The 26,446-nt window shown below is 37.5% G+C and carries 24 protein-coding genes; 10 read left to right on the top strand and 14 right to left on the bottom strand.

The features are described 5' to 3' along the window. Positions 1-86 precede the first annotated feature (86 nt). The gene (pyrG, locus tag NOV28_RS07235; protein ID WP_255929176.1) at positions 87-1,694 is read right to left on the bottom strand and encodes a CTP synthase; all 1,608 of its coding nucleotides are present in this window, start codon (positions 1,692-1,694) and stop codon (positions 87-89) included. Between the two features lie 317 nt (positions 1,695-2,011). Between pyrG and radA the strand changes: the two genes are divergently transcribed. The 3 genes from radA to NOV28_RS07220 all read left to right on the top strand — a co-directional run bounded on the left by radA (position 2,012) and on the right by NOV28_RS07220 (position 4,470). Continuing rightward, the gene (gene radA, locus NOV28_RS07230) at positions 2,012-3,358 is read left to right on the top strand and encodes a DNA repair protein RadA (RefSeq protein ID WP_255929174.1); all 1,347 of its coding nucleotides are present in this window, start codon (positions 2,012-2,014) and stop codon (positions 3,356-3,358) included. A gap of 116 nt (positions 3,359-3,474) precedes the next feature. Further along, positions 3,475-3,828 (top strand): four helix bundle protein, encoded by a 354-nt coding sequence (locus NOV28_RS07225; RefSeq protein WP_255929171.1) that lies wholly within the window; start codon positions 3,475-3,477, stop codon positions 3,826-3,828. Positions 3,829-3,891: 63 nt separating this feature from the next. Then, a complete protein-coding gene (locus NOV28_RS07220; protein ID WP_255929169.1) occupies positions 3,892-4,470 on the top strand; it encodes an acyl carrier protein phosphodiesterase in 579 nt (192 codons plus the stop codon). On the opposite strand, the gene NOV28_RS07215 is transcribed toward NOV28_RS07220, so the two are convergent. The 3 genes from NOV28_RS07215 to NOV28_RS07205 all read right to left on the bottom strand — a co-directional run bounded on the left by NOV28_RS07215 (position 4,467) and on the right by NOV28_RS07205 (position 5,499). After that, positions 4,467-4,982, bottom strand: a complete 516-nt coding sequence (locus tag NOV28_RS07215) for a DUF6702 family protein (RefSeq protein ID WP_255929167.1) — start codon at positions 4,980-4,982, stop codon at positions 4,467-4,469. The two genes, NOV28_RS07220 and NOV28_RS07215, sit on opposite strands and share 4 nt — an antisense overlap. 62 nt (positions 4,983-5,044) lie before the next feature. Then, a complete protein-coding gene (locus tag NOV28_RS07210; RefSeq protein WP_255929165.1) occupies positions 5,045-5,281 on the bottom strand; it encodes a hypothetical protein in 237 nt (78 codons plus the stop codon). Continuing rightward, positions 5,257-5,499: a hypothetical protein gene (locus NOV28_RS07205; RefSeq protein ID WP_255929163.1), complete on the bottom strand. Its 243-nt coding sequence runs from the start codon at positions 5,497-5,499 to the stop codon at positions 5,257-5,259. Before NOV28_RS07205 ends, NOV28_RS07210 begins: the two co-directional genes overlap by 25 nt. Positions 5,500-5,565: 66 nt before the next feature. On the opposite strand from NOV28_RS07205, the gene NOV28_RS07200 reads away from it, so the two are divergent. The 4 genes from NOV28_RS07200 (at position 5,566) to groL (ending at position 10,764) form a co-directional block, all read left to right on the top strand. Further along, a complete protein-coding gene (locus tag NOV28_RS07200; RefSeq protein ID WP_255929161.1) occupies positions 5,566-6,144 on the top strand; it encodes a HupE/UreJ family protein in 579 nt (192 codons plus the stop codon). Positions 6,145-6,226: 82 nt separating this feature from the next. Next, positions 6,227-8,599 (top strand): M1 family metallopeptidase, encoded by a 2,373-nt coding sequence (locus NOV28_RS07195; protein WP_255929159.1) that lies wholly within the window; start codon positions 6,227-6,229, stop codon positions 8,597-8,599. Positions 8,600-8,756: 157 nt separating this feature from the next. Further along, positions 8,757-9,035, top strand: coding sequence for a co-chaperone GroES (locus NOV28_RS07190; protein ID WP_255929157.1), 279 nt, complete (start codon positions 8,757-8,759; stop codon positions 9,033-9,035). Between the two features lie 103 nt (positions 9,036-9,138). Beyond that, positions 9,139-10,764, top strand: coding sequence for a chaperonin GroEL (gene groL / locus NOV28_RS07185; RefSeq protein ID WP_255929155.1), 1,626 nt, complete (start codon positions 9,139-9,141; stop codon positions 10,762-10,764). 401 nt (positions 10,765-11,165) lie between these two features. Here the strand turns inward: groL and pyk are convergent, their stop codons facing one another. From pyk to NOV28_RS07140, 9 genes are all read right to left on the bottom strand, one after another. After that, positions 11,166-12,611 (bottom strand): pyruvate kinase, encoded by a 1,446-nt coding sequence (gene pyk / locus NOV28_RS07180; RefSeq protein WP_255929153.1) that lies wholly within the window; start codon positions 12,609-12,611, stop codon positions 11,166-11,168. After that, positions 12,604-13,077, bottom strand: a complete 474-nt coding sequence (locus tag NOV28_RS07175; RefSeq protein ID WP_255929151.1) for an IPExxxVDY family protein — start codon at positions 13,075-13,077, stop codon at positions 12,604-12,606. The genes pyk and NOV28_RS07175 overlap by 8 nt, the downstream gene beginning before the upstream one ends. Further along, positions 13,052-13,813, bottom strand: coding sequence for a ribonuclease III (rnc, locus tag NOV28_RS07170; RefSeq protein ID WP_255929149.1), 762 nt, complete (start codon positions 13,811-13,813; stop codon positions 13,052-13,054). Before rnc ends, NOV28_RS07175 begins: the two co-directional genes overlap by 26 nt. A 12-nt stretch (positions 13,814-13,825) precedes the next feature. Further along, positions 13,826-15,070, bottom strand: a complete 1,245-nt coding sequence (gene fabF, locus NOV28_RS07165) for a beta-ketoacyl-ACP synthase II (RefSeq protein ID WP_255929147.1) — start codon at positions 15,068-15,070, stop codon at positions 13,826-13,828. A 29-nt stretch (positions 15,071-15,099) separates the two neighbouring features. Beyond that, positions 15,100-15,339, bottom strand: a complete 240-nt coding sequence (locus NOV28_RS07160; protein ID WP_015807007.1) for an acyl carrier protein — start codon at positions 15,337-15,339, stop codon at positions 15,100-15,102. Between the two features lie 264 nt (positions 15,340-15,603). Then, complete coding sequence (hutG, locus tag NOV28_RS07155) at positions 15,604-16,518, bottom strand: formimidoylglutamase (RefSeq protein ID WP_255929141.1); 915 nt, start codon at positions 16,516-16,518, stop codon at positions 15,604-15,606. A gap of 40 nt (positions 16,519-16,558) precedes the next feature. Next, positions 16,559-17,512 carry a 1,2-phenylacetyl-CoA epoxidase subunit PaaA gene (gene paaA, locus NOV28_RS07150; RefSeq protein ID WP_255929139.1) on the bottom strand — a complete coding sequence of 318 codons (954 nt, stop codon included), beginning with the start codon at positions 17,510-17,512 and terminating at the stop codon, positions 16,559-16,561. 39 nt (positions 17,513-17,551) lie between these two features. Further along, positions 17,552-17,809, bottom strand: coding sequence for a hypothetical protein (locus tag NOV28_RS07145; protein WP_255929137.1), 258 nt, complete (start codon positions 17,807-17,809; stop codon positions 17,552-17,554). Positions 17,810-17,841: 32 nt separating this feature from the next. Beyond that, complete coding sequence (locus NOV28_RS07140; RefSeq protein WP_255929135.1) at positions 17,842-18,930, bottom strand: FAD-binding oxidoreductase; 1,089 nt, start codon at positions 18,928-18,930, stop codon at positions 17,842-17,844. Between the two features lie 353 nt (positions 18,931-19,283). Here NOV28_RS07140 and clpB point away from each other — a divergent pair, with 353 nt between their 5' ends. Then, positions 19,284-21,875: an ATP-dependent chaperone ClpB gene (gene clpB, locus NOV28_RS07135; protein WP_255929133.1), complete on the top strand. Its 2,592-nt coding sequence runs from the start codon at positions 19,284-19,286 to the stop codon at positions 21,873-21,875. A gap of 313 nt (positions 21,876-22,188) precedes the next feature. Next, entirely contained in the window at positions 22,189-23,184 is a 996-nt protein-coding gene (locus NOV28_RS07130; RefSeq protein ID WP_255929130.1) for a zinc metalloprotease, read from the top strand. A 320-nt stretch (positions 23,185-23,504) separates the two neighbouring features. Here NOV28_RS07130 and NOV28_RS07125 read toward each other — a convergent pair whose 3' ends face one another. Next, positions 23,505-24,335, bottom strand: a complete 831-nt coding sequence (locus tag NOV28_RS07125; protein ID WP_255929128.1) for an endonuclease/exonuclease/phosphatase family protein — start codon at positions 24,333-24,335, stop codon at positions 23,505-23,507. Positions 24,336-24,478: 143 nt separating this feature from the next. Between NOV28_RS07125 and NOV28_RS07120 the strand changes: the two genes are divergently transcribed. Further along, positions 24,479-26,401, top strand: a complete 1,923-nt coding sequence (locus NOV28_RS07120) for an ABC-F family ATP-binding cassette domain-containing protein (protein ID WP_255929126.1) — start codon at positions 24,479-24,481, stop codon at positions 26,399-26,401. Positions 26,402-26,446: the final 45 nt, after the last annotated feature.

Below are 26,446 nucleotides of genomic sequence, written 5' to 3'. Positions count from 1 at the left end.
AGATTTTTTTGGCAATCAAGAATTTTTTGTCAACTCATTTAAAAACAAAGAGATAAAAAACGGGGTGTCTTTTATCTCTCGGTAAATTATTTTTTGGTTGCTGCTTTAATGAGGGCTTTAAACAAAGGATGTGGCGAGGCAACCGTACTTTTGTATTCCGGATGGTACTGAACACCGATGTAGAATGGGTGGTTTTTCAGCTCCAGGGTCTCTACCAATCCTGTTTCGGGATTGAAGCCGGAAGGAGTTAATCCGTTTTTCTCGAATTCTTCTTGGTAATCAGAGTTGAATTCGTAGCGATGGCGGTGTCTCTCAGAGATGTTTTTGGCTCCGTAGATATCATAAAGTTTGGAGTTAGGTTTCAAGCTGCATTTCCATGCACCTAATCTCATGGTTCCACCCTTGTGAACTACGTTTTTCTGTTCTTCCATTAATGAAATTACTGGATCAGGAGTTGATGTATCGAATTCCATGGAGTTGGCTTTTGCGTATCCTAAAATGTTTCTTGCAAATTCGATGGTCATGATTTGCATTCCTAAACAGATTCCTAATAATGGGATGTTGTTTTCTCTGGCGTATTTTGCTGCAGAAATTTTACCTTCAATACCTCTGTCTCCAAATCCTGGTGCGATGAGCATTCCATCGATTCCTTTCAAGGTTTCCTGAACATTGGCTTCGGTAATGTCGCCACTATAAACCCAACGTACTTTCACTTCGGTTTCCAAATCGGCTCCTGCGTGGATGAACGCTTCTGCAATAGATTTGTAAGAATCTTGAAGAGAAACATATTTACCTACCAATGCAATCTCCACAGTTTTCTTAGGGTTCTGGTATCTTTTGAGGAAGCCTTTCCAGTCTTTCAGATCGGCAACTTTATCGGATTTCAGGTTGAGTTCTTTTAACACTACATCGTCGAAGTTTTGTTTCTGCAAATAAAGCGGAACTTCGTAAATGGTATCTAGGTCTCTGCATTCGATGACGTTATCTAAAGATACGTTACAAAACTGAGCAAGTTTTGCGCGTTGTTCTTTTGGAATTTTATGCTCGGTGCGGCATACCAAAACGTCGGCTTGGATACCACTTTCCATCAATTGACGAACGGAGTGTTGCGAAGGTTTTGTCTTCAGTTCACCGCTGGATGCAAGGTAAGGAAGCAGCGTAAGGTGGATTACCATAGAGTTGCTTTCGCCAAGTTCCCATTTCAGCTGTCTTACACTTTCGATATAAGGAAGCGATTCGATATCGCCGACAGTTCCACCGATTTCGGTGATGATGATATCGTAGTTTTGCTTGGCAAGAATTTTTATTCTTCGCTTGATTTCGTTGGTGATATGAGGAATTACCTGTACCGTTTTACCTAGGAAATCACCTTTTCTTTCTTTTTCGATAACGGTTTGGTAGATTTTCCCGGTCGTTACGTTGTTGTTTTGCGAAGTGGCAGAATTGAGGAATCTTTCGTAATGACCTAAATCCAAATCGGTTTCTGCGCCATCTTCGGTTACATAGCATTCGCCGTGTTCATAAGGGTTTAAGGTTCCTGGGTCGATGTTGATATAAGGATCAAGCTTTTGAATGGTGACATTGAATCCGCGGGATTTTAGCAGAAGTCCCAAAGAAGCGGAAACAATTCCTTTTCCCAAAGACGAAGTTACACCCCCCGTTACGAAGATGTATTTGGTGTTCTTTTTACTCATTAGATTAGGTTTGTGCAAAGTTAGGGTAAAAAATAATACAGTACAATTCCACAGTTTTAATTTACCGAATGAATGTTATGATAACAAATGGAAGTTTTTTTAGAATAAACCTTAGTGTATGATCTAGTAGGCCTTCAAAAATTAAAGGAATAGGTGATTTTTAATTGTGTATGGAAATAAAAAAAAATTGTTAATGTCGAAATTATAAAAACCGCGTAATTAAAGTTTGTATTTTAACTTTTAATGCCGGTTTATTTTTGGTGTCGTTTTTTGGAGGAGTTGATGTGTAATAAATATTTGTTCCGTATTTTTACCCCATGGCAAAAGTGAAAAAAGCATATTTCTGTCAGAACTGCGGTTCCCAATATCCGCAGTGGCTAGGACAATGCAAAAATTGTGGCGAATGGAATACTTTGGTAGAAGAAATTGTTGTAAAATCCCCTGCTAAAAGCTACTCCGAAAGATCGAAACAGCATATCATTAACATAATTGAAGTAGAAACTTACGAGGAACCGAGAATTAAAACGCCTTCCGAAGAACTCAATCGTGTTTTGGGTGGTGGAATCGTTTTAGGTTCCGTGACTTTAATTGGTGGCGAACCGGGCATTGGAAAATCTACATTGCTTCTTCAATTAGCTTTGAAAATGAAGAAAAAAATTCTTTATGTTTCCGGTGAAGAAAGTGCCTCGCAAATTAAAATGCGTGCCGATCGGTTGACGGAACTTCAGAATCCACATTGCTACCTTTTCACTGAAACTTCATTAGAAAAAATCCTTCATGAAGCCAAAAAATTAGCTCCCGATTTTGTTATTATAGACTCCATTCAAACCCTTCAAAGCCAGTTGATTGAAAGTTCTCCCGGAACCGTTTCCCAGATTCGGGAATGTTCGAACGAAATCATCAAATTCGCGAAAGAAACCAATACGCCGGTTTTTCTGGTTGGTCATATCACCAAAGACGGACAAATTGCCGGTCCGAAAGTTCTGGAACACATGGTCGATGTCGTTTTAAATTTTGATGGCGACCGAAATCACTTGTTCCGTTTATTGCGAGCGAACAAAAACCGTTTTGGTTCCACCGCCGAAATCGGAATTTATGAAATGGTTTCACAAGGTTTGAAAGAGATTAAAAACCCATCTGAAATATTGATTACCAAGAAGTTTGAGGAACTTTCCGGGAACTCGGTTGCGGTAACTTTGGAGGGAAATCGACCAATGCTCATCGAGATTCAAGCACTGGTAAGTACCGCCGTTTATGGTACGCCGCAAAGAAGCTGTACCGGTTTCGATTCGAAGCGGTTGAATATGCTTTTGGCGGTTCTCGAGAAGCGAGCCGGTTTTCAATTGGGCGCGAAAGACGTTTTCCTGAACATCACAGGAGGAATTAAAACCGATGATCCAGCTTTGGATTTGGCCGTGGTTGCCTCGGTTTTGTCGAGCAATGAGGATATTGCGATTTCAGAACATTTTTGTTTTGCCGGCGAAATTGGGTTGAGCGGCGAAATTCGTCCGGTTTCCCAAATCGAGCAACGAATTTCTGAGGCCGAAAAACTTGGTTACGAGAAGATTTTTGTTTCGAACTTAAATAAAATTCCGAAGAAGAAATTTGGAATCAACATTGTGGAAGTAAGCAAGATTGAGGATTTTCACGAGCATCTATTTTAGAAGTAGGAAGGATGGAGTATGAAGAATGGAGTATGAAGAATGGAATATGGAGTAGGGAGTAGGGAGTTTGAAGTAGTGTTTATTGGATAGAAGTTAATTTATAAAAATATAAAGTAATGAGTGATATAGTGCGTGAATTGAGTTTCCAATTTGCTTTGGATATCATTGAACTTTATAAATATTTGGTTTCCGAAAAGAAAGAATTGGTGATGAGTAAGCAGTTGTTGCGCTCTGGAACTTCTGTAGGAGCAAATCTTCGCGAAGCTAAAAACGCACAATCATCTGCAGATTTCATCCATAAAAATGCTATCGCTCAGAAAGAATGTGATGAATCCCTCTACTGGCTGGAACTTTTGAAAGTATCAGGATATATTTCTGAAAGTAAATTTCAAGAACTGAATGAAAAAGCAACTTCATTATTAAAGATCATTAAAAGCATCATCCTCACCAAAAAACAAAATTTAAAATAAATATACCTTCAAACCAAAACTCCAAACATCATCCTTCATCCTCCATACCTCATCCTTCAAATCATGAATTTCCTCGCCCATTCTTATCTCTCGTTTTCCGATGAACAGATTGTCGGGCAGTTTTTGGAAGATTTCATCCGAAATAAAGACCGTTTTTCTTTCCCAGAAAAAATCGGGCAGGGAATTACTTTGCATCGCGCGATCGATACTTTTACCGATGCGCATCCGGAAATTCATGAAGCCAAGAAAGTATTCAGCCCTTTGGTGAGGCTTTATGCAGGTGCTTTTGTGGATGTTTCTTTTGATTATTTTTTGGCTAATTCTTTACCTGATAAAACTTTGAAATCACATTCCGAAAAAGTGTATCGAGTTTTGAGAAATCATGAAAGGTTTTTGCCTGAAAACTTCCTCAGAATGCTTGATCGCATGGAAAAAGACAATTGGTTGTACAATTATCGGGAAGATTGGGGGATTAAGTTTTCCATTCAAAATGTGCTCAATAAAGCGAAATATTTAGAAAAAGATACTGCTGTTTTTGATGCTTTTCTGAAAAACAAAGCGCAGTTACAGATTCATTTTGATGCCTTTTTTCCTGATCTTTTGGAAGAAGCGAGAAGAGTGAATGAAACTTTCAGCAATTAAAAATTTTGATATAAATACCGATCCGGGTAATTTAATCGCTGACTTTTCCGCGTTCCGTTGACGATGATGTGGATGATATTCATTTGGTCATCAAAAAAATTGTAGAGCATGCTCACTGCAGTTTCCACTTTTTTCGGTGGATTTGTTTTTTCAGATTCTAGGTAAATGTTCACTGATTCGCTATCTTCTTCGTAGCCTATATAGTTGATTTTTAGGAATTTATTGTCCGATTTTAGTTTTAAATATTCTTCACAATATTGAACCAAGTAAGCATTGATTTGGTTTTTGTAATTTTCATCATTAAAATGAACGGCTTTTCCGTATTTTTCTTTCAAAGCATTTTCTAAATCATCTAAGAAAAACTTTCCACTGATTTCAAATGTTTTGGTTTTTGAATTATAATTAAATTCAACAGAACCAACATGATACGGATGTAAATCTTCGGTTGGCAATGACTTGGAAAAAGCTGTCGTAAATAAAAAAGCGAAAAGGATAAGGAGGAATTTTTTCATTTTAAAAGTTCGAGTATTTTTTTAGGATCTTGGCGAAGGTCGAAAAACAAAAGAATTTTGATTTAATTTTCGTCTTCTTTTCGGAAAAATATTCTGATGTGTTTTTTGCCAATCAGAGCGCTTCGGGTTTTAGATTGAGATTTTTGGTATTGTTCTATTTTTACTTCAATGAGGGAGTTTAGCACAACTTCTACATCATCCAAAAAAATAGCAATTTCTTTTGGAGTCCAGTTATTTTCTAGAAACTCTAAAATTTCCAGGAAAGTAGAGTTGGCTATTTCGGAGTATTTAATCTGCATCTTGCATCATCGATAATCTTCATAAAATCCTCATGGGAAATCATATCTTTTTCCTTTAGGTTTTCTCCATATTTATCGATGGCTTCAAAGATATGAGCCGGAACTCCTTCGATCATTTCGTAGGGTTGTGGTACGACTTTAACGCCTTTTAAACGCCCCAGAAGTTGCTTGATAAAAGCGTAGTCTTCCTTGTTTTCTATTTCTATCGTGAGATTCATCTTCGTAATTTTAAACAAAGTTAAAATAAATTTTGTATTATCGTGCCTCTAAAAATTATACGACAGATGCAGGATTTTATTCTTTATTTAAAGTTAGGTTGGGAACATATTGTTTCTTTGGATGCACTTGATCATCAGCTTTTTGTTTTGGTTTTGATGGCTATTTTTGTTTTCAAAGATTGGAAAAAAATCCTTTGGGTGGTTACCGCGTTTACCATTGGCCATTCGATTACTTTGGCGCTGAGCGTGTTTGATATTTTGCGCGCACCGGCGAAATGGGTGGAGTTTTTAATCCCTTTAACCATTGTGATCACGGCTTTAGATAATATTCTGATGCGTAATAAACCACAGAATTTGATGAAAATGAATTATTATTTAGCTCTGTTTTTTGGGTTGGTTCATGGGATGGGATTTGCCAACACCGCTAGAATGATGATGTCGAAAGAACAAAGTATTTTTGTTCCACTTTTGGGATTCAATATTGGGTTGGAAGTTGGACAAATTGCTGTAGTCATTGTCATTATGACACTTCATTTTGTGATGCTCACTTTGTTTAAAGTCAACAGAAAAGAATGGGTGATGTTCGTTTCATCCGCCGTTTTTGCATTGGCTTTGAAAATGACTTTAGAAAGAATTCCTTTTTAAACTGTTAAAATCGTTATTTATCATTCATTTTTTGTAACGATTTCGTAGTTTTGAAGACTCTTAATTAAAACAACAACATTCCATGAAGTTTAAATCCATCATTTTGTCTTTTTTTATTCCATTAGGAATTTATGCTCAGGATATTCAAAACAATCCGAAAAGCAATCATGGCAACAAATTCGAGCAATTGGGTACCATTTTGCCAACTCCCAATGTTTATAGAACTGCTTCCGGAGCTCCCGGACAAGGTTATTGGCAAAACCGAGCAGATTATCAAATTGATGCTTATCTGGATGAAGATAAAAGAAATTTGAAGGGGTCAGAAACGGTAACTTATTACAATAATTCTCCCGACGATTTAGAATATCTTTGGTTGCAATTGGATGAAAATGAACAATCATCTGTAAAAAATGCAGGCTATGATTCTGAATCCAAAATTCCTAGACAAACGACTACGGAACATCTCAAAACAAGTGAGTTGCCAGCAAATGACAATGGTTATGGCGTGAATTTGGAGAAAGTAACCGATGCTTCCGGCAATCCTTTGAAATACATCGTGAATAAAACCATGATGAGAATTGATTTGCCTAAAATACTGAAGAAAGGCGAAAAATTTGTTTTTAAAATCAATTGGAATTATAACATCCCGAACCGTATCGTGATGGGCGGAAGAGGTGGTTATGAAAACTTTGCGGAAGATGGAAACGATCTTTACACCATTACCCAATGGTTTCCAAGAATGTGTGTGTATAGTGATTTCAAAGGTTGGCAAAATAATCAGTTCACTGGAAGAGGAGAGTTTGCTTTGGTTTTCGGAAATTATAAAGTGACGATGAATGTTCCAGCAGATCATATTGTGGCTTCAACAGGAGTTGGAAAAAATTATGATCAAGTGCTTTCTTCAGCGCAATTGGCAAGATGGAAGCAAGCTCAAAGTTCTTCTGAACCTATAGAAATTGTAACTTTAGATGAAGCTAAAAAAGCGGAAAAGAATAAATCAAAACAAAGAAAAACTTGGGTTTTCGAAGCAGAAAATGTAAGAGATTTTGCATGGACTTCTTCCAGAAAATTTGTTTGGGATGCTATGAAAGTCGTAATTCCTGAAAACAACAATCAGGTGATGGCGATGAGTTTGTATCCGAAAGAAGCCTACAATCTTTACAGAAAATTCTCAACAAGAGCAGTTGCACATACCATCAAAACCTATTCAGAATTTACCGTTCCTTATCCTTATCCCGTTGCGCAATCCATCGAAGCTGCGAACGGAATGGAATATCCGATGATTTGCTTTAATTACGGAAGAACCGAAAAAGACGGAACTTATTCCGAAGGAATTAAAAACGGAATGATCGGCGTGATCATTCACGAAGTTGGACATAATTTCTTCCCAATGATCATCAACTCTGACGAAAGACAATGGAGCTGGATGGATGAAGGGTTGAACACTTTTGTGGAATATTTAACGGAAGAAAAATGGGACAACAAATTCCCTTCAAGAAGAGGACCAGCTCACACGATTGTTGATTATATGAAATTGCCAAAAGATCAGCTGGAACCGATTATGACCAACTCAGAAAATATCATTCAATTTGGTCCGAATGCCTATTCAAAACCAGCTACAGGGTTGAATATTTTGAGAGAAACCATTATGGGACGTGAACTTTTCGATAAAGCATTTAAAACCTATGCGAAAAGATGGGCGTTCAAACATCCGGAACCTGCAGATTTCTTCAGAACGATGAATGATGCAAGTGCCGAAAACCTCGATTGGTTCTGGAGAGGTTGGTTCTACGGAATCGATCCAGTGGATATTTCTATCGATAAAGTGACCGTGGCTTCACCAAATTTGGATATCGAACCTAAAACCCGCGAGATTAGTTATACTGTAGATCAACCACAGCAAAATGACTTCGAAGATATCTCGAAAATCCGAAATAAAAACGATAAAAATATTCAGTTTTATACCGATAAAGACAAAGAAACTCAAGATTTTTATTGGAGATACAACCGTGGAATGGAAAAGGTAGATGATGCCAAAAAATACACTTTGAAAGTGGATAATTTGGAAAAAATACCTGCCAGCGAGAAGTCGAAATTACAGAATATTTATGCTTATCAAATTGATTTCAGCAACAAAGGAGGTTTGGTGATGCCGATTATTCTTGAATTTACTTTTGAAGATGGTACCAAATTGAATGATAAATCTTCCGCGCAAATTTGGAGAAAAAATGAACAAAACATTTCAAAAACTTATTATTTTGATAAGAAGTTGAAATCCATCCAACTCGATCCGATGAGAGAAACCGCGGATATCGATACTTCCAACAATTTCTGGGGTGAAATTCCTGAACCGACTTCTAAATTTGAAGTTTTCAAACAGAAAAAAGGAGAAGCTGCACGAGGAGCTGCACAAGGAAAAGTAAACCCGATGCAGGCCGCTGGAAAGAAAAATTAAAACAATAAATGAAAGTCATTCAAATTACTGAATGACTTTTTTTTCTGCCAAAATTGCACAACCTTTATTTTTTAAATGACAGTTTTGCAGTTTGCTTTCGTTGGCATCGTTTTGGAGAAAAGACGGTTGTACATTAATAATTTAAACCCTAAAAAATATGTCAGTAAATTTCAAACCATTAGCAGACCGAGTTCTTGTTGAACCGAATGTTGCAGAAACTACCACCGCTTCAGGAATCATCATTCCAGATACAGCAAAAGAAAAACCACAAGAAGGAACAGTAGTCGCTGTCGGAAACGGAAAAGCAGACGAGCCAATGACTGTAAAAGTGGGCGATAAAGTTCTTTACGGAAAATATGCAGGAACCGAATTGAAATTAGATGGAAAAGATTATTTAATCGTAAAAGAAAACGACTTATTCGGAATTTTGGGGTAAGTTTTTGTGCGAATTCCACTAATTTTTTACGAATTTCTCGAACAAATTAAATTTAAAAAATAGTACATATTACTTTGTACATCATACATTAATACAGCAAAAAATGGCAAAAGAAATAAAATTCGATATCGAATCAAGAGACGCACTGAAAAGAGGTGTTGATGCATTAGCGAATGCAGTAAAAGTGACTTTAGGTCCTAAAGGTCGTAACGTTGTGATCGAAAAATCTTTCGGTGCACCACACGTTACTAAAGATGGAGTTTCCGTAGCAAAAGAAATTGAGTTAGAAGATCGTGTTGAAAACATGGGTGCTCAAATGGTGAAAGAAGTTGCTTCTAAAACCAATGATATTGCCGGTGACGGTACTACAACTGCGACAGTTCTTGCACAAGCAATCGTTCGTGAAGGATTGAAAAACGTTGCTGCAGGAGCAAATCCAATGGATTTGAAAAGAGGTATCGACAAAGCAGTTATTGCAGTAGTTGAAAATCTTAAATCTCAGTCTCAGGCAGTTGGAGATTCTTCTGAAAAAATTAAGCAAGTAGCTTCGATTTCTGCAAACAACGACGATACTATCGGGACATTAATCGCTGAAGCTTTCGGAAAAGTTGGAAAAGAAGGTGTAATCACCGTTGAAGAAGCGAAAGGTACTGATACTACTGTAGATGTAGTAGAAGGAATGCAATTCGACAGAGGTTACCAATCACCTTACTTCGTTACCAATCCTGAGAAAATGATTGCTGAACTTGAAAATCCATATATTCTTTTGGTTGAGAAAAAAATCTCATCAATGAAAGAATTGTTGCCAGTTTTAGAGCCCGTTGCACAAGCAGGAAAATCTCTATTAATTATTTCTGAAGAAGTAGAAGGTGAAGCTTTAGCAACTTTGGTAGTAAACAAACTAAGAGGTTCATTGAAAATCGCTGCGGTAAAAGCTCCAGGATTTGGTGACAGAAGAAAAGCAATGTTGGAAGACATCGCCATTTTAACAGGAGGTCAAGTAATTTCTGAAGAAAGAGGTTTCACTATGGAAAACGCTACTTTGGAAATGCTAGGAACTGCAGAAAAAATCGTTATTGATAAAGACAATACAACCATCGTAAACGGTGCTGGTGATGATGCTCAAATCAAAGGTAGAGTAGCACAAATCAAAGCACAAATGGAATCTACAACTTCTGATTACGATAAAGAAAAACTTCAAGAAAGATTGGCGAAATTGGCCGGTGGAGTTGCTGTACTTTATGTAGGAGCTGCGTCTGAAGTGGAAATGAAAGAGAAAAAAGACCGTGTTGATGATGCATTGCACGCTACAAGAGCAGCAGTAGAAGAAGGAATCGTTGCTGGTGGTGGTGTTGCTTTGGTTAGAGCAATTTCTGCATTAGAAAACCTTACAGGAGCTAATCAAGATGAATCTACTGGGATTAAAATCGTTAAAAGAGCGATCGAAGAACCATTAAGACAAATCGTAGCCAACGCAGGTGGCGAAGGTTCTGTAATTGTAGCGAAAGTTGCTGAAGGAACTGGAGATTTTGGTTTCAATGCAAAAACTGATGAGTATGTAAACATGCTTGAAGCTGGAATTATCGACCCAACTAAAGTAACCAGAGTGGCTTTAGAAAACGCAGCTTCCGTTTCCGGAATGTTGTTGACTACAGAATGTGTTATCACTGAGGTGAAAAAAGACGAACCAGCAATGCCAATGGGAGGCGGAATGCCGGGAATGATGTAAATCATCGCGCGCTAAGCTATAGGCAGTAGGCGCTAAGCTTACGGCGTACAGCATAAAGCGTATTGCAATAAAAAAATCCGTTCAGAGTTTTCTGAGCGGATTTTTTTGTGGAAAATTGAGGTTCTCGACCCCAAAATTGCGGTTCTGAAGTGCGATGATGAGGTCCCAAGCCCCAAAAATGAGGCTTTGAACCTCAAAGATGAGGCTCGGAACCCCAAAAATGAGGTTCAAAGCCTCATTTTTGGGGCTTGGAACCTCAAAAATGAGGTCTGGAACCCCAAAAATGGAGGATAGAACCGCATCGATGGATTATTTTAATGCATTGCTTGGGTAGAGGACCACAACCGACCATAAAAAAAGCCCACCAAATAGGCGGGCTCAATTATCTTTACCGATTTTTATTAAATCGTTGTCAATCTTAAAGTATTGGTTTTACCACCTTCATAAGCCGGTGTTGCGTTGAGGTTGATCACGAAATCACCTTGTTCCACGTAACCTTTTGTATGAGTCAGCATATTCACCTGAATAATCGTTTCGTCGGTAGATTTCTGCATATCATAGTGGAATGCACGAACTCCCCAAAGTAAGTTCAACATCGTAAGCACTCGTTTGTTTGAAGAGAATACGATGATGTTGGAATTAGGTCTGTGCGCTGAAATTTGAAAAGCCGTATATCCTGAGTAGGTCAACGTGATAATTGCTTCTACATTGGTTGTTTTTGCGATTCTCACTGCTGCCAAACATACACGGTTGGTAATGAAACGCTCGTCAACACAATTGAATTCGTGCTCAATTGGAGCGTTTTTGTTTTGGTAAAAATGAGTTTGCTCGATATTTTTTACGATTTTCGACATGTTGGCTACTACATCTACAGGATATTTTCCAACAGAAGTTTCCCCAGAAAGCATTACTGCATCCGCACCGTCGAGTACCGAGTTTGCCACGTCATTCACCTCCGCTCTGGTTGGCGTAAGGCTATTAATCATGGTTTCCATCATTTGAGTAGCGATAATTACCGGTTTTGCATATTTTCTTGCAATTGCTACTAAATTTTTCTGAATTGCCGGAACTTCTTCCATCGGAACTTCCACACCCAAGTCTCCTCTAGCAACCATCAAGCCGTCACATTCTAGCAAGATTTGCTCGATATTTTTCACCCCTTCCGGTTTTTCAATTTTCGCAATAATTGGGGTTTTGTGTTTGTTGGTTGGGTGTTTTTTCATCAATTCTTTCAAATCGATGATGTCTTGTGCGTGTCTAACGAACGAAAGAGCGATCCAGTCGAGTTCTAAATCGAGCATGAAGTTCGCATCTTCAATATCTTTTTCGGTAAGTGCAGGCAACGAAACATTGGTGTTCGGAAGGTTTACTCCTTTCTTAGAACTCAAAGGTCCCCCTTGAATGGTTTTCGCTTTTACGGTATCAACGTTGTTGGTTTCGATTACTTCCAAAACCAGTTTACCATCGTCGATGAGAATTCTTTCACCAGCTTTCACATCTTGTGGAAACTGCTGATAAGTCATGTAAACTCTAGTAGAATCTCCTTCGATTTTTTCGTTGGTGAAGGTTAGGATATCACCAGGATTGAGGTAAGAACCTTCCTTTACAACTCCAACACGAAGTTTCGGACCTTGTAAATCCCCGAGAATACCAACTGAATAACCATATTCTTGGTTAAGTTCGCGGATGGCATTTACATTTTTCTTTACTAAATCGTAATCTGCGTGCGAGAAATTTATTCTGAAAACATCTACACCTGCCTGTATCAGTTGCAACATTGTTTCTTTATCGGATGAAGCAGGGCCTAAGGTGGCAATGATTTTTGTCTTTTTTAAATATTTATTCATAATATTGAAATATGTGGTAAAGTTCCTCTTCGGAACTGAGGGTAAAATCTTGTATTTGAAACATAAGATTTTCCGGGAGCAAAATTAAGGAAAAATCATCAAATGGCTCCGATGTTTTGATGATATAATCAACATCTTGAAAATGATCGAGCAGATATTTATTTTCGAGCTCTTCTGAGAAGAGTTCTGTGGAGATTTTCTTCTGCTTGGAATTGCAGCATTTATTGGCAATAAAGTGAATACAAATCTTGGAATCAGAGTGAAAAGCCTGAAATCTCGGAAAGTGATATTCAAAATAATTTCCGTGGTAAACAAGGTCATCGATGCGGCTGAAATTAAAAGAATTGATTGTATTGAGGTGATAGAAAAGCTCGTGTTGCGGGATTTCTTTAGCCAGCCTTACCAGACCTAACGAGATGTTTTCATCATCGTTTTCAATATCAAGCAGTATCTTTTGGGTTTTCAATGATGCTTTGTTTTTTGTTTAAAATATAGAATGCTCTTTGAGCGGCTTTTTCTTCTGCCTTTTTCTTGGAAGTTTCGGTAGCGTTTGAAATTTTCTCATTATCCAACCATACATGACTGCGGAATACAAGGCTTTTATTGGGCTGCATTTCTTCGCAAGTTTCGTATCTTAGGATGAGTTTTTTCTTTTGGCTCCATTCCAGTAGCAAGCCTTTGTAACTCACTATTTTATTTTCCAATTTATTAATTTCAGAAGGTGTTAAAAGCCTTTCCAAAACTACCTTTTTACAGGTTTCGTAATCCACATCCAAATACAGCGCACCAATTAAAGCCTCGAAAAGATTTCCTGCGATGTTTTCGCTGAGTGTAGTGGCCGTTTCATTCTGTAGAAATTTTGTCAACGAAAGTTCTTCCCCAAGTTTATTAAGGTTTTTTCTGTTCACAATTTTCGATTTCATCTGTGTGAGATAGCCTTCGTTGGCTTCCGGATAAGTTGAAAATAAGTGACAAGAGATAATTGCTCCCAAAACCGAATCCCCTAAAAACTCTAGCCTTTCATAATTTTTGGCTTGTTTTTTAGAAGCATTTTTTAAAGAGAAAGCTTCGCGGTAAAGGCTGATATTCTGTACATTGCAACCAGTAATCTTACTGATTTCATTGCTCAGATAATAATCTTTTTCCGAAAGGTTTTTTTTTCTGTTGACTAGGAAGTTAGGAAAATATTTCTTTAACTCCATTGTATTTCTACTTTAGATTTTGGAGAAAAGTACACAAGCGTTGTGTCCACCAAAGCCGAAAGTATTGCTCATAGCAACTTTCACTTCTTTTTTCACTGCATGATGGAAAGTGAAATTGAGACGGCTGTCGATTTTTTCATCATCAGTAAAATGATTGATGGTAGGAGGAACAATGTCGTGGATAATAGTGTTTATGGCAGCAATTGCTTCGATTACTCCAGCAGCACCTAATAGGTGACCGGTCATCGATTTGGTAGAGTTAATCTGGATGTCATACGCATGATCGCCCAATAATTTGGAAATTGCATTAGATTCAGCGATGTCGCCCAATGGAGTAGAAGTACCATGCATATTGATGTGATCTACTTCGTTGGTCGTTACACCTGCGTCTTCTAAACAATTTTTCATTACCAAGTAAGCACCCAAACCTTCAGGGTGTGGAGCCGTCATGTGATACGCATCAGCGCTCATTCCACCGCCTTTCAACTCGGCATAGATTGTTGCACCGCGTTTTTTTGCGTGTTCATATTCTTCCAAGATAATTGATCCTGCACCTTCGCCTAGTACAAAACCATCACGGTCTTTATCGAAAGGTCTTGAAGCGGTTTTAGGATCATCATTTCTGGTAGAAAGTGCCATCATGGCATTGAAACCACCTACGCCACTTGCAGTAACTGCTGCCTCGGAACCTCCGCAAACGATCACATCAGCTTTACCTAATTGGATAAGCATTTTGGCGTCGATAAGTGCGTTGGCAGAAGAAGCACATGCAGAAACGGTGGTGTAGTTCGGACCATGGAAGCCGTATTCAATAGAAATTTGCCCTCCGGTAATGTCCGCAATCATTTTAGGAATAAAGAAAGGGTTGAAACGGGGAATTTCAGTATTTGCCCAACCCAAGACTTCGGTTTCGAAAGTTTCTAGACCTCCAATACCTGAACCCCAAATTACTCCGACTCTGTTTTTGTCTAGATCATCCGAAATAATTCCGGAATGTTCTACAGCTTCACGAGCGGCCACGATTCCCAATTGGGTATTTCGATCCATTTTTTTAGCTTCTTTTTTATCGAAGTGATCTAGAGGATTGAAATTTTTTACTTCGCAGGCGAATTTGGTTTTGAAGTTTGTGGCATCAAAAAGAGTAATAGGAGCAGCACCGCTCTCACCTTTTACAAGGTTTTCCCAGTAATCCTTAGCATTATTTCCGATTGGTGTAATGGCTCCGAAACCAGTAACTACTACTCTTTTTAATTCCATAAATTTTTCTGATTCTTGTTAATAGAATATTATTTGTTCACTACTTCTTCGATGTAAGTAATAGCGTGTCCTACAGTTGTAATTTTTTCTGCTTGATCATCAGGGATTTGAATGTTAAATTCTTTTTCAAATTCCATGATTAATTCTACAGTATCCAAAGAATCTGCTCCTAGATCGTTTGTGAAGCTTGCTTCTGGAGTTACTTCTGTTTCCTCAACGTCGAGTTTATCAGCGATAATAGCTTTTACTCTTGATGCAATGTCTGACATAGTAATTTATTTTTAATTAATTGTTAATTGGTGCAAATATATAAAATTCTTTATCATCTATGATTTTTTTTACCATTTTTAATAAATAATTATTCGCAGGTCTCACTCTTTTCAGAAGAATTTTATATGCTAATATAATATATTTTATTGAAGTGGTTGCTGTTGTAAATTATTTATGCTTCGTTGTGTGTTGGCTAATTTATTAGAAAAGTAAGAATAATGTTCTGATTGTATTAGAAATGTGATTTTTACTAAAATCATATTTTAAATCATCAACCATTCATTCCCTAAGCTTGCAGCCAATCTAGCGGTTCTTTCGGCGATGTCTAGGCTTGGATTTACTTCCGCAATATCCATTGCGATGAGTTTTTTGTTTTTTAGAATGTGTCTGAACCAGTGTATAAAAGTTGGATCCACCATTATTCCGTTGTAAGCGGTGGCTGAAACTCCCGGAGCGATAGCTGCGTTGAAAACATCCATACAAATGGTAAGATATAAAACATCCGCTTCGGCAATAAAATCATCGATTTTTTGGTAAATATTGGGAAGGTTTTCAAAGAAGAGTTCGTCTGCCAATAGATATTTCATTCCAAATTGATGGGCTGTATCGAAAAGTTTTAGCGTATTTGAATTTCTCTGGATTCCGATATGGAGCGAATGAATTTTCCCTTCTTGTGCAATTTGCCAGAATCCGGTTCCAGAACTTGCGCCCACTTTGGGATCGATATCTCGATTATCGAAATGCGCATCAATATTAATGATTCCTATTTTTTTATCAGAAAAAACCCTTTTAATTCCGGAATAGTGTGCGAAAGTTACTTCGTGACCACCACCGAAAACAATAGATTTTCCTTTTCTTTTTAAAACTTCCGCGACTTTATTGGCAAGTTCTGTTTGTGATTGCTCTAAATTTCCATCTTCACAAGTGACATTCCCAAAATCTTTTAAAATAAATTCAGGATTGACCACCGGAAAATTGGCAGCGTTTTTTCTGATGATATCGGGAGCGTCTTTTGCGCCGACTCTTCCTTTGTTTCTTTTCACGCCCTCGTCAACGGCAAAGCCGTGGAGAATAAAATCGTTTTCCGAAATATTGTTGTAATTATCTTCCAAAGAAACTCTTTGAAAAACCCGGTGATATAGCGGATCATCACCGTCGAAACGTCCTTGCCAAATCATATTTTTAATTTGAGAATTTGGGAATGTGTTAATTTGAGAATTAATTATTATTATTTATAGGCTCATTCTTCATTTTAGAAGCATACGCCATTGCCGCTTCTTTTACCCATGAATGTTCGCGCTGTGCTTTTCTTTTCGTTTCCAAGCGTTTTTTGTTGCAAGGACCGTTTCCTTTCAAAACTTCCATGAATTCATCCCAAGGTAATTCGCCGAAATCATAATGTTGTGTTTCTTCATTCCATTTTAAATTTTCATCAGGGACTTTTAAACCTAAAAATTCTGCTTGAGGAACGGTCACATCGATGAATCTTTGTCTTAAAGAATCGTTGCTTTCGCGTTTCACTCGGTAATTCATTGATTTTTGTGAGTTTGGAGAAGCGTCGTCATTCGGGCCGAACATCATCAAAGCCGGCCACCAGAAACGGTTTAAGGCTTCTTGTGCTAAATCTTTCTGCTCTTTGGTTCCGCGACAAAGTGTCATCAAGATTTCATAACCTTGTCTTTGGTGGAAAGATTCTTCTTTGCAAATCCTCACCATTGCTCTGGAATATGGACCGTAAGAATTTCCCATCAACATGACTTGGTTCATAATCGCTGCGCCATCAACCAACCAGCCGATTGCGCCGATATCTGCCCAAGAAAGCGCCGGATAATTGAAAATACTAGAATATTTTGCCTTTCCGGAAAGCATGTCGTTATAAGTAGAATCGCGGTCTGCAGCGATTTCTCCATTATTTAAAGTTTCGGTAGCGGCATATAAATAAAGTCCGTGTCCGGCTTCATCTTGAATTTTTGCCAAAAGTGCCATTTTTCTTCTCAAAGAAGGCGCTCTCGTGATCCAGTTGGCTTCTGGAAGCATTCCCACAATTTCGGAATGGGCGTGTTGAGAAATTTGCCGAACTAAAAGTTTTCGGTAATCATCGGGCATCACGTCTTTCGGTTCTACCTTGTTTTCTGCCTGTACGTAGGCTAAAAATTTTTCTAAATGTTCCATATTTCACCGCGGATGCGTGTTTTTTAATTAAATTTTAAATCAAAGTTTGGTGTCGCTCAAATCATCTTTAAGATAAATTCCCACTTTGGAATCGATGAATTCTCCTGCAACAAAATTGATGGTTTTGTCGTTGCTTTCGATTTGGTATTCTTTGAAGAAATAAACATTTCCTTCGTAAGGTCCTTTTACTTCTACTTTTTTGTCAACGCAATGCCAATAATGGTTCCAGATGTTGATTCCGTCAATCTTGAATTCTTCATTTTCGTTGATTGCTTTAGCAAATTTCCATTGTGCCATAATGAGTATTTTTTAATCCGTTACGGATTGTGTTAAACGTCGTAATTCAGCATCACCACATTCGTTGTTGGGTGACATTGGCAAGTCAGTACAAAGCCTCTTGCTACTTCGTCTTCGGTTAGCGCGAAATTTTTCTCCATGAAAACTTCACCTTCCATCACTTGCGCTTTGCAAGTACAGCAAACTCCGCCTTTGCAAGCGAACGGAACTGGTAATTTGTCATTCAGCGCCTGATCTAAAATGCTTTTTTTCTTTGAATTCAGGTGGAAAGAATATTCGTCGTCATCGATGATTAAAGTTACCATGCTTTCGATATTCGGAATTGATTTGAATTCATCGCTCATTTCGGCATTTTCATCGTCATCTGGAGCAGCGTAATATTCGTACATGATTTGCAACGAGGGAACTTTTTTGCCTTTTTTTAGAAATTCGGCAACGTCCTTGATCATTTCTGCGGGTCCACAAATAAAATAGGTTGCTTCCTGAGTTGGAATATCCGTGAATTTTTCTAGTAAAAGATTCAGTTTTTCTGAGGAGATTCTTCCTTCAAAAAGCTCATCTTCAAAGTGTTTTTCGCGCGAAAGCAAATAAATAACTTTTAGTCTTCCTTCGAATTTTTGTACCAGTTCGTCAATTTCTTTTTTGAAAATAATGTCGTTCACACTTTTATTGCTGAAAAATAAAAATGCTTTGCTTTTCGGTTCTTGGTAAAGAGCTTCCTTTAAGTTAGACAGCACCGGTGATATCCCGCTACCTGCTGCGATTCCCACATATGTTTTTTCATTAGAAGGATGATAATGCGTGTAAAAATGTCCCATTGGTGCGGAAACTTCTACCGTATCACCGGATTTTAATTCTTGGTTGAGAAAAGTGGAAACTTTACCATTTTCCAAATGTTTTACGAGAATTTCCAAGGTAGTGTTTCCTTCGGTGGGAGCGTTCACAATTGAATACGAACGGCGCAAATCTTCTTCCCCAAAAACAAATCTTACATTCAAATATTGTCCTTGTTTGAACGAAAATTCGTGTCTTAGATTCTGTGGAATTTCGAAAGCGATATTCACCGAATCATTCGTTTTCTTCGCTACTTTGGTGGTTTTTAATTGATGAAAATGATGCATATTTTAGTCTAAAACTTAAAAAAATCTGATTTAAACAAATATACTTAATTTTTAATGGTAAAAAAGACGTTTTGAAAATTGCGGGTTTCAAATGAAATTGAAGTGAAATTCAAAATAAAGAACTTTTTGTCTACAATTGAATTTCGTTTTCCTGTGTTTTCGGAAATTTTGACTTAAATACTTAGTTTTCAAATGTTTGTTTCGGAAAATTTGTCTTTAAAAATAAGAAAATTTGGTTTGAGAATGGTTTTTGCGATTTGTGTTTCGATTAAAAAAATGATTGATAACGATATTAAGAATTCGTAAATTTGTATGGGTTCTTAATATCTTTTAAACGAAAAAAAAATATTAAGATGAACTTAAATCAATATACTGTAAAATCACAGGAAGCCATTCAGAAAGCGCAACAAATCGCGATGGAATTTGGCAACCAGAGTATTGAACCTCAACATTTACTTGAAGGAATTTTTCAGGTAGATGAAAATATTTCTGAATTTTTATTGAAAAAATCAGAAGCGGAACTTGCTTTAGTAAGAGAAAGAAACCGCGAAAATCTTGAAAAACTGCCTAAAGTTGAAGGCGGAAACATTTATCTTTCGCAATCGGCGAACCGTGTTTTGCTCGATGCGCCGAATGTTGCTAAAAAAATGGGTGACGAATTTGTGACCATTGAGCATCTTTGGCTTTCGTTATTCGACGTGAATTCGGATGTTTCGAAAATGCTGAAAGATATGGGAGTTACCAAAAAAGGCTTGGAAATGGCGATCGGTGAAATCCGAAAAGGTTCTAAAGCAACTTCCGCAAGTTCTGAAGAAACCTATCAAAGTTTGAATAAATATGCGAAAAACTTCAACGAACTCGCAGCGGAAGGAAAGCTCGATCCGGTAATTGGTCGTGATGAAGAAATCCGAAGAGTTTTGCAGATTTTATCGCGAAGAACCAAGAATAATCCGATCCTGATTGGTGAACCAGGTGTTGGTAAAACCGCGATTGCTGAAGGGATTGCTCATCGAATTATTTCCGGAGATATCCCTGAAAATCTTCAAGATAAAACTTTATATTCTTTGGATATGGGAGCATTAATTGCTGGCGCAAAATACAAAGGTGAATTCGAGGAAAGATTAAAATCTGTGGTGAATGAAGTGATCAAATCCGACGGACAAATCATTCTTTTTATTGATGAAATTCATACTTTAGTCGGAGCTGGTGGCGGAGAAGGAGCGATGGATGCTGCAAATATTCTGAAACCTGCATTGGCGAGAGGTGAATTGAGAGCGATTGGCGCAACGACTTTAAATGAATATCAAAAATATTTTGAAAAAGATAAAGCCCTCGAAAGACGTTTCCAAAAGGTGATGGTGGAAGAACCGGATACCGAATCTGCAATTTCGATTTTGCGTGGAATTAAAGATAAATATGAAGCGCATCATAAAGTTCGAATCAAAGATGAGGCGATTATTGCTGCGGTAGAGCAATCTCAGCGCTATATTTCCGATCGTTTTCTTCCGGATAAAGCGATTGACCTGATTGATGAAGCTTCCGCGAAGCTCCGAATGGAAATCAATTCAAAACCTGAAGAACTTGATGTTCTCGACCGAAAATTGATGCAAATGGAAATTGAACTTGCTGCAATTTCGAGAGAAGGAAATGAAATAAAAGTAAACCATTTAAAAGAAGATATTTCCAAAATCCAGGAGCAACGAAACGAAATTAATGCAAAATGGCTGAAAGAAAAACAAAAATCTGAGGATTTAACTCATATTAAAAAAGACATTGAAGCTTTAAAATTAGAAGCCGAAAGAGCTTCTAGAGTGGGTGATTATGCTAAAGTTGCTGAAATTCAGTACGGAAAACTCCGCGAAAAAGAAGAGGAGCTTCAGAAGTTGGAACTTGAGATGCAAAATAATGAAAATGAGTTGATTAAAGAAGAGGTTACGGCGGAAAATATATCGGAAGTTATTTCAAAATGGACTGGAATTCCGGTGACGAAACTTCTGCAATCTGAGAGAGAAAAACTCCTTCATTTGGAAGATGAACTTCATAAAAGAGTTGTTGGTCAAGAAGAAGCGATTACCTCCGTCGCGGATGCGATTCGTAGAAACAGAGCGGGTCTTAATGATGAAAAAAAACCAATCGGAAGTTTCTTGTTTTTAGGAACTACCGGAGTTGGGAAAACCGAATTGGCGAAGGCTTTGGCAGAGTTTCTTTTTGATGATGAAAATAATATGACCCGAATTGATATGAGCGAGTATCAGGAAAGACATTCTGTTTCCCGTTTGGTGGGTGCTCCTCCGGGATATGTGGGTTACGATGAAGGTGGTCAATTGACCGAAGCGGTTCGCAGAAGACCTTATTCTGTGGTGCTTTTAGATGAAATCGAGAAAGCGCATCCGGATGTTTTCAATACTTTGTTGCAGGTTTTGGATGATGGAAGATTGACGGATAACAAAGGAAGAGTGGTGAATTTCAAGAATTCAATTATTATCATGACTTCCAATTTAGGATCGCATTTGATTCAGGAAAATTTTGAAAATATTACCGATGATAATGTTGAAGAAATCGTAGATAAAACCAAAGACGAAGTTTTCACGCTCTTGAAACAAACTTTAAGACCGGAATTCCTGAACAGGATTGATGAGACCGTGCTTTTCCAGCCTTTGAACAAAAAAGAAATTGGAAAAATCGTACATTTTCAACTTCGTGGTTTCAATGAAATGCTTGAGAGGCGTGGCATTTATATGACCGCAACTGAGGATGCTATTGATTATATCACCAATAAGGGTTATGACCCAAGTTTCGGTGCGAGACCGCTGAAAAGAGTGTTGCAGCAAGAGGTTTTAAATAAATTGTCTAAAGAAATTCTTGCCGGAACCGTAAATGATGGTGACCGAATTACCCTTGATTATTTTGAGGAAACAGGGCTTGTTTTCAGGCCAATTGAATAAATTTTTAAATATTGATAGTAAAAAGAAGCAATCGGAAACGGTTGCTTTTTTTTTATTGAATTTTTAGTAATGTTTGGTATTTATTAGGTTATTTTAATGTAAATTTTAATATTAATAAGTTTTATGTAATTATTTTTAAGTGTTCAAATTGATTATAATTAATACAAATAACATATTTGTTTAAAAATTAATAATCTGTAATTCATTTATTTAAATATTTTTTACCAAAATAATTGATTTGTTTGTTGAAAATCTATTGCACAGTAATTTTCAACTCTATAAATTCGCTTCTTCAAAATTAAAATTTTAGACTATGAAAAAATTGTTAATGGGAGCATTTGCTTTGTCAATGCTTGCTGCGTGTAATGCAGGTGATGATCAGCTGCTCAACCAAGAAGGAAATGATGGTTTAACTGCAAGTTCTAATGGAGCGATTGCCTTAAGAGGTTGTCCTTCGGAAGATATTAGAAAAGAAGCTTTGGCGACAAATCCTGAGTTGATGGCGAAATTTACCGAAAACGAAAGATTTACCAAGCAATTTGCTACTGACTTGTCGCTTGGAAAAGTATTGGCAGACGGAACTGTAGAAATTCCTGTGGTGGTGAATGTCTTGTACAGAACTTCTGCTGAGAATATTTCTGATGCACAAATCGCTTCTCAAATTGCTACTTTAAATAAAGATTACGGCGGAACCAATGCAGATGTTACCAACATTCCTGCGGAGTTTGCTTCTGTTGCAGCTGGTGATACCAAAATCAGATTCAGATTGGATCGTGTTGTACGTAAATCGACCACAGTTAGATCTTGGAGAACCAATGATGCGATGAAAAAATCTTCATCTAAAGGTCAAGATGCTTATCAACCAGCTAGTTATTTTAATATTTGGGTTGTTGGAGACATGGGAGGTGTTTTGGGTTATGCAACATTTCCAGAATCTGCGGGGCTTTGGAACGATGGGGTAGTAATTGCTGCTAAATACTTTGGTAATACTTCTTCTGCACCATATAACTTAGGAAGAACTGCTACTCACGAAGTAGGACATTATCTGAATTTGCGTCACATTTGGGGCGATGGAAACTGTGCTACCGATTATGTAGATGATACTCCAACACAACAGGACAAAAACTTCGGAAAACCAACTTATCCTCAGTATGACCTTTGTGGAGGTGTAAACAGATCAATCCAATTCATGAACTATATGGATTATGTGGATGATGCTGCAATGTATATGTTCTCTGCAGGTCAGAAAGCAAGAATGCAAGCAATTACCAGTACTTCTGGACCAAGAGCTGGGCTTAGAGTGTACTAGATTATGTTGTTATATAAAGAGAAGGTCTGTCGGTTTTTCCGGCAGATCTTTTTTTTATTATTATTTGATTTCCTAAGAATGTTAAATTACTAAAAAATGTTAGAGTTTCTCTTGGAATTTAAGATTAAATTAGAAAGAGACTATTTTTATTGGTCTGATTATCAGTGCAAATGCGTTATTTTGAGAAAATAAGAAGGATTAGATTTTGCTATGTCAATTATATTATTTTTCTTTGCTTTATTCTTGATCCATTTATGGCTGAAGAATAATTTTTTTTTCATCATTTGTGTTTATCCATCGGAGTCATCTGATGGATTTTTTTATCTAAATTTCAGTTCAGCCAGAACCGGAAAATGATCCGAAGGATACAACAAGTTTTCCCGTCTGTCATTGATGGTGCGAAGTGTTTCGCAATCGAAGTTTTTCACGAAAATATAATCAATCCTTTCTTTAGGAATGCTATTGGTATCGAATGCAGTGAAAGTTCCGTTAGGGCCGTAATGTGGCTTTTTGGAATGATAATACGTGTTGGAAAGCTGCTCAGAAAGTATTTTTATTGGGGTGGTTTCATCCGTTAAATTAAAATCTCCGGTAAGAACAACAGGAAGATTTTTGGTATTAAACTGATTTATTTTTTCCAGAATTAATTTCGCCGAATTCGCTCTTGCCACATTTCCCACGTGATCGAAATGAACATTAAACGCCCAGAATTTTTTACTGCCTTTTTTCATTTTAAATAAAGCATAAGTGCAAACTCTATTGTAAGCCGCATCCCAACCTTTCGATGGCTTTTCCGGGGTTTCACTCAACCAAAAAGTTCCTGATTGCAGAACTTGAAGTTGGGTTTCGTCATAAAAAATTGCAGAATATTCGCCTTTATTGGCGCCGTCATCACGACCCACTCCTACAGAATTATAGTTTTTTAAACCGTTTTTCAAGTCGGTCATTTGTTGCGGAACAGCCTCTTGAACCCCGAAAATATCAGGATGATAATAGTCGAGCAGTTGTAAAACATCATTTTTTCGGTTATTCCAAGAATTTTCTTGATCAGATTCTACAGAAAGCCGGATGTTGAAAGTCATCACATTCAATTGTTGCGCATGAATCCATAAATTCATTAGCAATAAAAGGAAGGCAGAAATTTTTTTCATTTTAATGATTTTAAAGCGCATTAAAGTTAAAAAAAATGCTTCATCCTTCGACAATATTTCTCTGGCGTCGAAAAATAGAGCAATTCAATAAGTTTCCGTACTTTTGCCGCTCGAAAATACTCATTTCTAATTGCTTAATATATATGTTGTCAGTTCAGGGCTTAGGTCTTCATCACTCAGGGAATTATCTCTTTCAAAATGTGAATTTTACCATTAAAAAAGACGATAAAATCGGTTTGGTTGGTAAAAACGGAGCCGGAAAATCTACTTTGTTGAAAATGCTTACCGGAGAAATCAATTTCTACGAAGGTAGCATTGTTCCAGAAGGAAATATCACCATCGGATTTCTAAAACAAGATCTTGATTTTGTGAAAGGTCGAACCGTGTGGGACGAAACTTTGCAGGCTTTTGAGCAAATTAATGCCATGAAAAATGAGCTTGATGAGGTGAATCATCAATTGGTGACCAGAACCGACTACGAAAGCGATTCCTATGAAAATCTGATCCACAGAATGACCGAGTTGAATGATCTTTTGATGCATCATGACGCTTATAATTTGGAAGGCGATGTAGAAAAAGTATTGCTGGGATTAGGTTTTAAAGCAGATGATTTCCGAAAAATCACTGACGAGTTTTCCGGAGGTTGGCGAATGAGAATTGAATTGGCCAAACTTCTTCTTCAGAAAAACGATTTGATGCTTCTCGATGAGCCGACCAACCACCTCGATATGGAATCGATCATCTGGTTAGAAGAATTTTTGAAGGATTATCCTGGTGCAATCGTTTTGGTGAGTCACGATAAGCAATTCATGACCTCAGTTTGTAACCGAACTTTCGATATTAATAATAAAAAAGTTGACGATTATAAAGCCAATTATACCAAATATTTGGAGTTAAGTAAAGAGCGTAAAGAAAAACTAACCCAAGCCAAGAAAAACCAAGATGCCGAAATCAAACAGATGGAAGATAACATCAACCGGTTCCGGGCGAGTGCTACGAAGGCTTCTTTTGCACAGTCTTTAATTAAAAAACTCGATAAGATCGAACGAATTGAAATCGATAACGAAGACGTTTCCAAATTCAATATTCGTTTCGTACAATCTATTGTTCCTGGAAAAGTGATTTTCGAGGCAAAAAATTTAGGTAAATCCTATGGCAATAAGCAGGTTTTCGATAAAGTAGATTTCTTTGTAGAACGTGGCGATCGTATCGCTTTGTTGGGACAAAACGGACAGGGGAAAACCACCTTGGCAAAAATTCTATCCGGAGAAATCAAAGATTATTCCGGCCAGTGGGAATTAGGACATAACGTGAATATTGGCTATTTTGCCCAAAACCAGGAAGAGGTTTTAACGCCTAATAAAACAGTTCTGGAAGAAGCAGAAGATGCTGCAACCGAAGAAACTCGACCGAGAGTGAGAGATTTGCTAGGAAGTTTCCTTTTCCAAGGAGAAGATGTGCAGAAAAAAACCAAAGTGCTTTCCGGAGGGGAAAGAAACCGTTTGGCTTTGTGTAAATTGTTGCTGCGTCCGTTCAATACTTTGATTATGGATGAGCCGACGAACCACCTTGATATTCAATCGAAGGAAATTATCAAATTGGCTTTGCAGAAATTCGAAGGAACGCTGATTGTGATTTCCCACGACAGGGAATTCTTACAAGGATTGAGCGATAAGATCTTTGAATTCCGTGATGGAAGAATGAAAGAATTTTTAGGTGATGTGAATGAATATCTGGATTTCCGCCAGAAAGAAAGCATCAGAGAAGTTTCTGCTGAGAAATCGAAATTGCAGGAAATGAGAAACGAGCCTGTAGTTGAAAAAATCGTAGAAAAACCAGTAGAAAAGAAACCGGTAATTGTTTCGAAAGATCAAAAAAATATTCAGAATAAAATCAAAAAAATCGAAGAGAAAATCTCTGAATTAGAGTTGAAAATTGAAGAAATGGAAGCGGGTTTTGCTAAAGAAAATCCGTCTGAAGAAACTTTAGAAATATATAAAGCTAAAAAAGAGGAACTCGATTTGGCGTTGCAGGAATGGGAATTCCTCGGAACTCAGCTGGATTAAAAGTCTTTTAAAACCAAAACATAAGGTCACCGAAAAAACTCGGTG

The sequence above is a fragment of the Kaistella montana genome (genome assembly GCF_024436175.1).
In the GTDB taxonomy this organism is placed as follows: Bacteria; Bacteroidota; Bacteroidia; order Flavobacteriales; family Weeksellaceae; genus Kaistella; species Kaistella montana.
Note: the sequence above shows the minus strand (reverse complement) of the source record. Positions and strands in the feature narration are given on the sequence as shown.